The organism is Flagellimonas sp., assembly GCF_965601775.1.
Classification (GTDB): Bacteria; Bacteroidota; Bacteroidia; order Flavobacteriales; family Flavobacteriaceae; genus Flagellimonas.
Genome location: NZ_OZ271837.1, coordinates 3,824,751 through 3,835,640, shown reverse-complemented (window position 1 = coordinate 3,835,640; position 10,890 = coordinate 3,824,751). Strand labels below are relative to the sequence as shown.

At 40.3% G+C, this 10,890-nt stretch carries 9 protein-coding genes; 3 read left to right on the top strand and 6 right to left on the bottom strand.

What is annotated here, in order from left to right; genetic code table 11:
* Nucleotides 1-113 precede the first annotated feature (113 nt).
* Entirely contained in the window at nt 114-644 is a 531-nt protein-coding gene (locus ACSLUF_RS17700) for a hypothetical protein (protein WP_435623995.1), read from the top strand.
* 35 nt (nt 645-679) lie between these two features.
* Here ACSLUF_RS17700 and ACSLUF_RS17695 read toward each other — a convergent pair whose 3' ends face one another.
* From ACSLUF_RS17695 to ACSLUF_RS17670, 6 genes are all read right to left on the bottom strand, one after another.
* The gene (locus tag ACSLUF_RS17695) at nt 680-1,873 is read right to left on the bottom strand and encodes a hypothetical protein (RefSeq protein ID WP_435623994.1); all 1,194 of its coding nucleotides are present in this window, start codon (nt 1,871-1,873) and stop codon (nt 680-682) included.
* A 3-nt stretch (nt 1,874-1,876) separates the two neighbouring features.
* Nucleotides 1,877-3,502 carry a S41 family peptidase gene (locus ACSLUF_RS17690; RefSeq protein ID WP_435623993.1) on the bottom strand — a complete coding sequence of 542 codons (1,626 nt, stop codon included), beginning with the start codon at nt 3,500-3,502 and terminating at the stop codon, nt 1,877-1,879.
* Entirely contained in the window at nt 3,486-3,887 is a 402-nt protein-coding gene (locus ACSLUF_RS17685) for a ribonuclease P protein component (protein WP_435623992.1), read from the bottom strand. The genes ACSLUF_RS17690 and ACSLUF_RS17685 overlap by 17 nt, the downstream gene beginning before the upstream one ends.
* 82 nt (nt 3,888-3,969) lie before the next feature.
* A complete protein-coding gene (locus tag ACSLUF_RS17680; protein ID WP_435623991.1) occupies nt 3,970-5,823 on the bottom strand; it encodes a M1 family metallopeptidase in 1,854 nt (617 codons plus the stop codon).
* Nucleotides 5,824-5,825: 2 nt separating this feature from the next.
* The gene (locus tag ACSLUF_RS17675; protein WP_435623990.1) at nt 5,826-7,472 is read right to left on the bottom strand and encodes a S8 family peptidase; all 1,647 of its coding nucleotides are present in this window, start codon (nt 7,470-7,472) and stop codon (nt 5,826-5,828) included.
* Between the two features lie 30 nt (nt 7,473-7,502).
* A complete protein-coding gene (locus ACSLUF_RS17670; RefSeq protein WP_435623989.1) occupies nt 7,503-8,366 on the bottom strand; it encodes an MBL fold metallo-hydrolase in 864 nt (287 codons plus the stop codon).
* Nucleotides 8,367-8,546: 180 nt separating this feature from the next.
* Between ACSLUF_RS17670 and ACSLUF_RS17665 the strand changes: the two genes are divergently transcribed.
* Nucleotides 8,547-10,385: a cation:proton antiporter gene (locus tag ACSLUF_RS17665; RefSeq protein ID WP_435623988.1), complete on the top strand. Its 1,839-nt coding sequence runs from the start codon at nt 8,547-8,549 to the stop codon at nt 10,383-10,385.
* 138 nt (nt 10,386-10,523) lie between these two features.
* A complete protein-coding gene (locus ACSLUF_RS17660; protein WP_435623987.1) occupies nt 10,524-10,790 on the top strand; it encodes a hypothetical protein in 267 nt (88 codons plus the stop codon).
* The last annotated feature ends 100 nt before the right edge of the window (nt 10,791-10,890 follow it).

The following is a 10,890-nucleotide window of genomic DNA, read 5'->3' as shown; positions in this document are numbered from 1 at the left end:
TCTGTTTTTTCAATTAGTTTCGGATATGGGTAAGATACGGTTTTTGTAGTTGATTTTGGTTGGCGTACGGGTTATACTTAAATTAAGCGACATAACTTTTTAGATAAATAAGAATGAAAAAACTAGCCTATTCCATTTTGTTTCTATCCGTTCTGGGAAATGCACAAATCCAAGAGACTTCAAAGGCAAACCCAAAGGATGTTGCCACGATTGACGCCATAATTACCGCAGTATATGATGTTATTTCCGGACCAGCAGGTGAAAAAAGGGACTGGGGGAGAATGCGCAGTTTATTTATTCCGGAAGCAGTACTTATGCCCTCGGGACAAAACCCAAAAACAAAGGAAGTAGGTTATAGGTATTGGAGCCTGGATGACTACATAGATACAGCGGGAAACAATTTGGAAAAAGATGGATTTTTTGAAGTCGAAATCGCCCGAAAAGTAGAACAGTACGGGACGATAGCACATGTCTTTTCAACCTATGAGTCCCGTCGAAAACAAGAAGATGAAAAACCGTTTGCGCGCGGAATCAACAGCATTCAGTTACTAAAGGGTAAGGACCGATGGTATATTGTCAGTATTTTTTGGATGGGTGAGAGCCCAGAATACCCAATTCCAGAGTCTTATCTAGGGGACGATTAAATTATTTTTGATTTGATTTTTCACCCTTTCTGATGCTATGGCTTCTTTTTGGAAATTAGGGCTATAAATTGATCAGCTAAAGCAAGTTGTTCGGTATTTTCTTCAAAAAGCATAGTGTTTTTTCTAGAGTACGCCCTTGCAAAAACATCAAATTTTATCCGATATACCATGTTTTGCGTTTCGGCGTCTCCTTTTTCATGAAGCGCATCGAGTTTGGACAATTCTTTTTTCCACCAACCAAAATTGGCTTTTTTCGGATTTTCAAAGTCAGTGGTCATACGTGCATGAAGCTTCTTCCCGATTTTCTCTTCTAGCGTAAGAATATCTGAAAAAGAGTTTGCTTGTTTTTTATACGCTTTGGAAATCAAAAGCTTTTGGCGCTGTTGTACCAATGAGTCAACTACAATAAAATCATTAAAGGTTTTTGAAGTTCTTTCATACTGTTCGGCGAGACGCAAAAGTTTGTTATCACCTTTAAATTCTTCAATTCTTTTATAGGCTTCCAGATAAAAGCCCAGTATTTCGTTAGGATTTTCGGAAGGATTCTTTTTTAATGTTTGAAGGTAAAGCCAATGAAATGCTCGGGTAATTTGTTCGGGAGGGGGCCAAGAATGATCTCCGTCATACGTGATTAAGGTACTGTTGAATTTCATCAATCGAAGGAAATCTTTGTCTTTCAACATTTCTTTATAGTTCATGTCCCTGTCCCCAACAAGCCCGACATAGGAATATTCCTGAGTACTGGGTTTGTAACCAGGCACATTGGGAAATCCGGCACCACAAGCTATAACACCAGAAAACTGATTGCTAAGGGAAGCTATTGCACAAGCCAGTCGTGAACCACCGGAAAATCCGGCAAGAAACATAGTATCCTCTTTAATATTGAAATGGGAAAAAACATGGGCAAACAAATTGTTGGCTATACTAAAATTGCGTTCATAGCTGCCATTTCTAGAATTGTTTGAACAAACAAGAATATGGCCGTATTTTTCCGCGGCAGGAATAAAGGGGCGAATACCTATAGCGGCTCTGGCGGCAGGTTCAAAAATAAAAACAATGGAACTTAATTCGTTTTGTTGAAATCCATCAGGTAAGTAGAGCGCAAAACTCTCGTTTGTAGTTCCAGAAACAGGAATTGAATCTTGAATCACCCCCTTTTCATAAGCGGATTGACCCATAATGGAGAAGGTGAATAGAAAGCCAGCACATAAAAGAAGGCTTCTAATCATAACCTAGTTCAAAATGTCTTGGTACTTGGATTCGTCCGAGAGAAGCGCTGTGGCAGCCAATATGGCATCATCATGTTTTAGATAATAATCATACAATCCCTTTCTGTAGAAATAACGCTTAATAATTTCATCTTCCACATTCTTCTTAATTTCCTTCTTATAGGTGTCTAGCGCTATGATTTTGCCTTGATTCACCGCCAATAGTAAATCCTTGTATTTGTCTTGTACCTCATTGCCCAGTAAATGTTCTTCTTTGTTGATGGTTTCTTCCAATAAAGTCTCCGTTTCTGTTTGAAAGGAAAAATCTTGGGATCGGGCGTATTTTTTAAATGCCTCATAATCGGAATCGGAGAATGAAAAATCATTCACACCATCAAAAGAATTATCATAGAAAAAATCTGTGGCAAAATCAAAAATCAACAAATTACTTTTTAAGGCATCTAGTAGCGTATTGGATTTTAAAGCCGCTATTTCGATGTCTGGCATCACCCCGCCGCCATCTTGGACTTTTCTACCTTTTCTGGTTTTGAATTCTTGAAAGTTGGTATTTCGTTTAGCATTCCCTTCCTCATCCCTGTTCCAATAGTCCAAAGACTGAATACATCGGCCTGATGGCGTGTAATACCTGGAAATAGTAACTTTCAATTGGGTTCCATAAGTAAGTTTTAACGGTCTTTGTACCAGACCTTTTCCAAAACTACGAGCTCCCATAATTACAGCCCTATCTAAGTCTTGAAGGCCTCCAGAAACTATCTCACTGGCAGATGCACTACTTCCATCAACCAATACCACCAAAGGAATGTTAAGGTCTTCTGGCTGTTTTTTGGTTTTATACTGTTGGTTGAATTTTTTGACTTTGGATTTTGTTGTAACTATCAACTCGTCTTTGGGAACAAACAAATTGGTAACGTTAATGGCCTCGGTAAGCAATCCTCCAGGATTTCCGCGGAGATCCAAAATCAATTGCTCCATGCCTTGACCCTTAAGGTCCTGGATGGCCGACTTAGTTTGGCCAGATGCTTTTCTGTTGAATCGGGATAATACCACATATCCTGTTTTATCATCTACCATGCTATAATAGGGAACAGCATCCACTTCAACACCTTCACGCTCCAATGTGGCTTTTTTTGTTTCTCCTTGTCGCACAAAAGTGACATCAACACTTGTGCCATTGGCCCCTTTGAGCAGTTCACTGGCATTGTCATCAAAATCGGAAACCAAAGTCTCTCCAATTTTTATGATTTCATCACCAGCCTTTAGGCCTGCCCGGTCAGCAGGATATCCTTCATAGGGTTCAATGATTAAAAGTTTGCTTTCGTAAGAGCGTACCAAGGCTCCAATCCCAGAATACTCTCCAGCGTTATTGATGCGGAAAGCCTCAACGTCCTGCTCATTCAAAAATCGGGTATAGGGATCAAGCTCATCCAACATATTCTTTATGGCAGAATCCATTAGTTCCGCTGGATTGGTCTCATCCACATAATTCATGTTAAGCTCTTTGAAGAGCGTTGTGAAGATTTCAATCTGCTTGGCGATTTCAAAAAAATCACTTTTAAAACTACTCCCTAGAACAAGAAATGTGATTGCAATTAAGGGAAGTACAAGTTTTTTCTTAGCTATTTTTTTCATGGCGTTGCTTTTTTACAAAATCCTGTAGAAGCTGTTGTACGGCCTTTTCAACTTCAACAGGAGTCGGCATACTATTGCCAATATATAAAAATAGCAACGCAAAGCTTCCCTCAATGTTGTTAAAAACAACGGATTTGTTGCGTCTGTAAGCCTCCCGTAATAGTCGCTTCACACGATTTCTTTGATATGCTTTTTTGAACTTTCGTTTTGGAGCGACCACGGCAACCTTTATTCGGGAATCTCCTTCGTATTCCATGGGTAGGTAACGTAACTGTATGGGTTGAACGTTAAGGGTTTTACCATGGGCAAAAAGCAAATCAAAGGCCTTTTTACCCTTTAACTTTTCGCTTTTTGGGAAAGTGAACTCTTTTTTGACTGTGCCCATAGAATATTGGTTCTGTCCAAGTGGGAAAAGAACCCATTTAGACGCTCATAAAGATAGGTAGAAGCAAAGCGATACTCAGTAATTACTCCGCAACCTGAAAGACATTGTTTTGTTTATCCACATCTGCCATTAATTGTGAGGGATCAATTGCTATGGCCTCAATGGAATCCAGTGGCCTGTCCAGAACAAGTTCATATGTGGGATGAGCCCACGCCCAATCTTTGGCAACAGTGCGTTCAAATTGTGGGTAAGGATTCTCTTTTTCACCGCGCATCATTTGTAAGGGAACATAATAGGTTTCATTGGAACCATCTTTACCAACTATAAGTATGTCCAAGGGCATTGGCATAAGGCCTATTCGCTCCAAAACAACTTTAGTTGAATTTCCACTGGATTCGACACTTTTAATGGCATAGTCAATGGTATTTGTGGTTTGTGTCCAATCCGTCAAATACCAATCCAATTGGATTCCCGAAACTTTTTCGGCCGTTCGCTTAATGTCATTCGGCACAGGATGCTTAAACTTAAAGTCTTCGAAGTATTTTTTAATACTTTCCATCAATTTTTCCTGACCAATAATATATCCCAATTGCGAAAGAAAAATAGAACCCTTGCTATAGGCGGCAACACCGTAAGCAAAATTGGTGGCGTAACGGTCTGCATGCGTAGTTTGTGGTAATTCCAGTCCAGATTCTACTAATGCATAGTAACTTTGATAAGAACGGCCAAAAGGATTGTCTTGGTTTTGGTCCATAACTTCGTTCATACATAGACTGCTGATAAACGTGGTGAAGCCTTCGTCCATCCATTCGTATTTGGACTCATTCGTTGCCAAAACGTGTTGAAACCAGGAGTGGGCCATTTCGTGCACCATTACCCCGACCAAACTTGGAAATTGTCTGTTTCCAGTGATAAGTGTACTCATAGCATACTCCATGCCCCCATCTCCACCTTGAACCACGGTGTATTGGTCATAAGGGTATTTTCCAATATTCCGACTAAAGAAACGCATGGTTTCCTCCGTTTTGGGCTGTAGTTTTTTCCAGTTTTCCTGGATTTCTGGGTCGTTTTTGTATAGAAAATGCAATGTGGGTCCATCTTCCATATCGACAACATCATGGATGTATTCTGGGTCGGCGGCCCACATAAAGTCGTGAACATTGGGAGCAACAAAGTGCCAAGTCAGGGTTTTCCCTTTGGTCTTTACCTCAGTGCCAGGAGCTTCATATCCATGTCCCACTTCCTGAGGATTTTGAAGGTAGCCCGAACCTCCGACCGTGTAATTTTTATCAATGGTCAATTTCAAGTCAAAATTGCCCCAAACCCCGTGAAACTCTCGAGCAATATATGGGTTGGCATGCCAACCTTCTACATCATACTCCGATAGTTTTGGATACCATTGACTCATGGAAAGGGCAACACCTTCCTTGCTGTTTCGACCCGAACGTCGAATTTGCAAGGGAACTTGACCTTTGAACTCCATATCCAAAGAAGTTTTACCTCCGGGTTGAATTGGAGTGGCCAAATCCACAACCAAAATGGTACCTTCCTCATTAAATTTTACAGAAGCCCCATCTTGTGTTAGCGAAGTGGCATGTAAATAGCCCATTTCACTTTCAGTCAAGGATGCGATTCTACTCTTCCCATCTTCCATCATCCTCCCATCAGGATCCTTTATGCTTTGCAATCTCGCATCCATTTCACTTCCAGGTTGAAAAGCATTGAAATATAGATGGTAAAAAACTCTATCAAGGACATCAGGGGAGTTATTCGTGTAAACCAATTTCTGAGTTCCGGTGTATTGATAAGTTTTCACATCCATATCCACTTCCATGGAATAGTCCACTTCCTGCTGCCAATATCCAGGATGAGACTGCCCTAAAAGGGAGGCAATTCCAGAGAAAACTCCTAAAAAATAGAATAGTGCTCTTTTCATTTTCATTTCGAATTTGAGGCCAACGATTGTCTACCTTTTGAAATATTATCAGCTAATAATAATGCATTATAGGCATTGACCATTTTACCCGATTTGGATATGGTATTAAAGGTAGTGGCTTTTGAAGCATCCCCAGAAACGATTACCGATGTTTTGGTACTCAACCCGGATTCCATAAGAATCTGCTTTACTTGAGACGCGGAAAGCTGTGGGTAGTACGAACGAACTAAAGCCGCAATACCTGCTACGGCAGGCGCAGCCATTGAGGTGCCTCCTTGAAAATCGTATGAATTGTTGGGCATAGTGGAATACACTTTTGCTCCTGGAGCAAAAACATCCACATTTTGCGCTCCATAATTTGAGAAGCCGGCCACCATTTCGGAACCGTATTTACTGGTCAAAGCTCCTACAGTGATTACATTGTTTGAGATTTCAGAACCTGCATATTTATGATCGTTGGGATAATTTGGATTTTCGGGATTGTCCAAATCATTTCCATCGTTTCCGGCGGCATGCACAATGAGTACATCTTTGGAAGCGGCATACTTAATGGCATCATACACCCATTCAGCATTCGGAGAAAACGATTTTCCAAAACTACAATTGATGATTTTAGCCCCGTTGTCAGCAGCATATCGAATGGCCAATGCAATATCTTTGTCATACTCATCACCATTTGGAACCGCCCTTAAGCTCATTATCTGAACGTTTTTGGCAACACCATTGACTCCTTTGCCATTGTTTCGTTCGGCAGCAATTATTCCCGCTACATGGGTACCATGGCTTTCGCTATCTACTCTATTTTTTGGGTTTCCGTTGCCATAGGACCTGTCATTAAAGTCATAAGGATTATCCCCTACAGGTTTTCTGCCATCAAAATCTTTGTTTAGGTTGTAATTAACCTGCTCAGTAAAATAGGTAATACCCTCATTCAGTTCATCAATTACCGAAGGAATATCATCACCATAGGAGAACATCTGGTTAAGAACCGCAATATTCTGCTGCATTTGTTCCGTTTTTGTCTCAATGGACTGTAAATCGTCCTTCGAATAGACGTCTTTTCCTAATGCCTTTCTAACCGCTTCGTCCGCATTTTTTACTACTTGTAGTATTTGTTCATACTGTTGTTTGTTCTGTACAGCTTCCGGATACTCCTTGTCCAACATTAATCGAGCCTTGGCACGTGTTGAGGCATCGCCAATATTTAGCCGTAACATACGAGCATATTCAAGCTGCTCATTGTAGGATTCCCCTAGAAAGTTGTAACCGTGAATATCGTCCACATATCCGTTGCCATCATCATCTTTTCCATTATTAGGCCGTTCACCGGTATTGGTCCAAAGCACATCATCCAAATCCTCGTGCTCTATATCTATTCCAGAGTCCACAACGGCAACAACGACCTTTTTCCCTTTCTTGTTCTTAATGATTTGCTCATAGGCCTTGTCTATACTCATACCAGGAATGGTATCATTTATTAAATCGGCATGACCCCAGGTTTTTTGCTGGGCTTCTGTAAGTTCTGTAATCTTTAAAGGAACGGCATCAATGTTTTCAACCGGTGTAGAAACCAGAGTTGTGGCTCCACAACCTACCAATAGAATGGAAAGCGAAAGCGCTGCGGAGAGTTTGGAATATGTAGTAGTCATAAAAAGTATTTTATCGTAAAGTAAACTGCTTTAAGGGTTTAATATTTCTTTAAAAGTGAACAATTCGTCCAATCGAACTCCTTTTTCGGTGTGTTTCAACGAGCATAGCTCATTATGGGCGTCATGTTCAAAGAAAAGGATGTAATTATTGTCAACTGCCTCATTTAAAAAGGCGTTTTTTTCAGTCAAGGTTTGTAAAGGCCTCATATCGTATCCCATAACATAGGGCAAAGGAATATGTCCTACCGTGGGGATAAGATCGGCTATAAAAACAATGGTTTTTCCTTGGTAACGAATTAAGGGTAGCATTTGCTTTTCTGTATGTCCATCAACAAAAAGGATGTCAAAACCAAGCTCGGAGTTCTTCACAAAAGTGGAATTACCACGCTCAACAAAGTTCAACTGTCCACTTTCTTCCATCGGAATCAGGTTTTCCTTTAAAAAAGAGGCTTTTTCGCGAGCGTTGGGTTCAATTGCCCAATCCCAATGTGCTTTATTCGTCCAAAAGTGGGCATTTTTAAAAGCGGGCTCATAACCGGTCCTGTCTGAATTCCATTGGATGCTTCCACCACAATGATCAAAATGTAGATGGGTCATAAAAACATCGGTAATATCATCTCGATGAAAACCAATTTTCTTCAAGGAACCATCCAAGGTATGGTCACCCCAGGGGTAGTAGTATCCAAAAAACTTTTCGGATTGCTTATTGCCAAGCCCTGAATCAATTAGAATCAACCGATCACCATCTTCAATAAGAAGGCAGCGCGCAGCCAAATCAATCATGTTATTGGAGTCTGCCGGATTCGTTCTGGTCCAAAGAGATTTCGGAACCACACCAAACATGGCCCCACCATCCAACTTAAAATTACCAGTTTCAACGGGATAAAGCGTCATTCGAAAAGCAAAGGTCGCGCAAAATAAGAAAACATAAACAGTTTGTCTTTATAATGGAAATATTATTGGCCGTTTTTTAACAAAACTGGAAAGGGGATAAATCTTCCTGATTTCCAAGTGATGAGGCAATTAGGAACAATACATTGGAAGAAAAATCCTATTTTAACCAAAAATTGATTAATGCTCGAACTGGCCGGAATTATTATTCTTGGAATTATTGCACAATGGATGGCTTGGCGCTTGAAGTTGCCTGCCATTTTACCACTAATTTTAATAGGGCTTTTGGTCGGCCCAATTGCTACGCTCTATACCGAAGATGGCTCCAAGTTGATAGAGCCCATCTGGAATGGAACCAAGGGGCTTTTCCCAGGCGATGGATTGTATTATTTTGTTTCACTGGCCATCAGTATTATTCTTTTCGAAGGGGGGCTTACCTTAAAAAGGGCAGAAATTGCCAATGTGGGGCCGGTAATCACAAAATTGATAACCATAGGAACTGTGGTTACTTTTTTTGGCGCCGGGGTTGCTGCCCACTACATCTTTGAACTATCCTGGCAAATTTCCTTTTTGTTTTCCGCTTTGATTATTGTAACGGGACCAACCGTTATAGCACCCATTTTACGAAATATTCCCTTAAAGAAAGATGTATCCACAGTTTTAAAATGGGAGGGTATATTGATAGACCCGATAGGCGCTTTGGTGGCCGTACTGGTTTTTGAATTTATCAGTGTAGGCGAAGGACAAGCATTTACCAAAACGGCATTAATTGAGTTCGGAAAAATATTGTTGTTCGGCACAACCTTTGGATTCACTTTTGCCCATGCCTTGGCGTTTGCGATCAAGAGAAATTTCATACCACATTACCTGTTGAACGTGGTTTCCTTATCCGTTGTGCTTTTGGTTTTTGTGGAGTCGGATTTGTTCGCCCATGAATCGGGGCTTTTGGCAGTTGTGGTAATGGGTATGGTTATGGGTAACATGAATCTACCCAACCTGAAAGAATTGCTTTATTTCAAGGAATCACTTAGTGTCTTATTGATTTCCATTCTTTTTATTCTTTTGGCGGCCAATATCAATATCAGCGATATGGAATTGGTCTATAATTGGAACTCTGCAATTTTATTTGCGGTCATTGTATTCATTATTAGACCACTTGGCGTACTTCTAAGCACCCAAGGGTCGAACCTAAAAATCAATGAAAAACTTTTTATTGGCTGGGTTGGCCCACGAGGTATTGTTGCTGCAGGAATCGCGTCACTATTTGGCTCCAAGCTATTGATAAAGGGTGAGCCAGGGGCCGAATACATTACCCCATTGGTTTTTATGATTGTTTTGGGAACGGTATTACTAAATGCAACCACAGCCCGTTTCTTTGCTAAAATCATAGGTGTTTTTCTGAAACAATCCGATGGAATTTTGATTATTGGCGCTTCCAAGGTTTCCCGTTTGATTGGGAATTACCTGAAAAAGAATAATAGGCACGTGGTATTGATTGACAATAATCAAACCAATGTCGACAAGGCGAAAAAAGCAGGCTTGGAGGCTATTGTAGCGGATATCTTTTCGGATACCTTGACAGACAACATTGAATTGAATGACGTAGGATATTTAATTGCGTTGACGGGAAATACGGATATTAATTCATTTGCGCTGAACAAATTTGAAAAGCAATTTGGAGAAAATGGCGCTTTCCGATTGGCAAGTGCGGAGGAAATCAACAATCCTCAAAATCTGCCGGCAAATGGTCTTTTCTCTCCCACCTATGATTTCATAAAGTTTGCTGAAACCTCTGAAAAGTACCCTACGGTCCACGAAGTGGAGATTAAGGACAAAGCGCATTATGATGAACTGATTTCAAGAGCAGGCAACGATATGGATATCATTCCCATATTTACAAAAGCACCAAATGGGGTAATTGACATTATGCCATTAAACTATAAGGATTTCAGTCCAAAGGGTGAAGGCTATAGGCTAGTCTATCTGGGAAAGGAATTTGAAACCGAAATATTGGTGTCTTAACACGATTATTGCGCTCCAATCATCTCTCAAACGGGTGCTGCACCACATTTTTTTCTGACTTCACAACAAGTTTTAGATTAAGACAACTTTGATACACTACTTTGTATAAAAAGTAAACCTCTAATCTTTTTAAATACCATGAAAAAAACAATTTTTGTCCTTGCACTACTGGCTTCAATAAGCTTTGTGGGCTGCTCCAGTGATGACGAAGGTACAGCCGAAGAAAACTCCGTAACCTGTAATATTTTAGGACTTGTTCCTGCCACTTTTGTAGATAATGGCGATGGTACAGCGACGGTTACCGTAGATGGAGAAACAGATACTTTTGACTTGGACGGTGTTGATTTCAACACCTTCACCGATCAAATTTGTAGTGGCGATTTAGAGCTGGATTTCGGTCTATAATTTTGTACTACTTAAAAAATTTGAAAACGTCTCTTTACAAAGGGACGTTTTTTTATTGCCAAATAGCTGACAATCAATTGAAGTAATTATTAAAATTGAC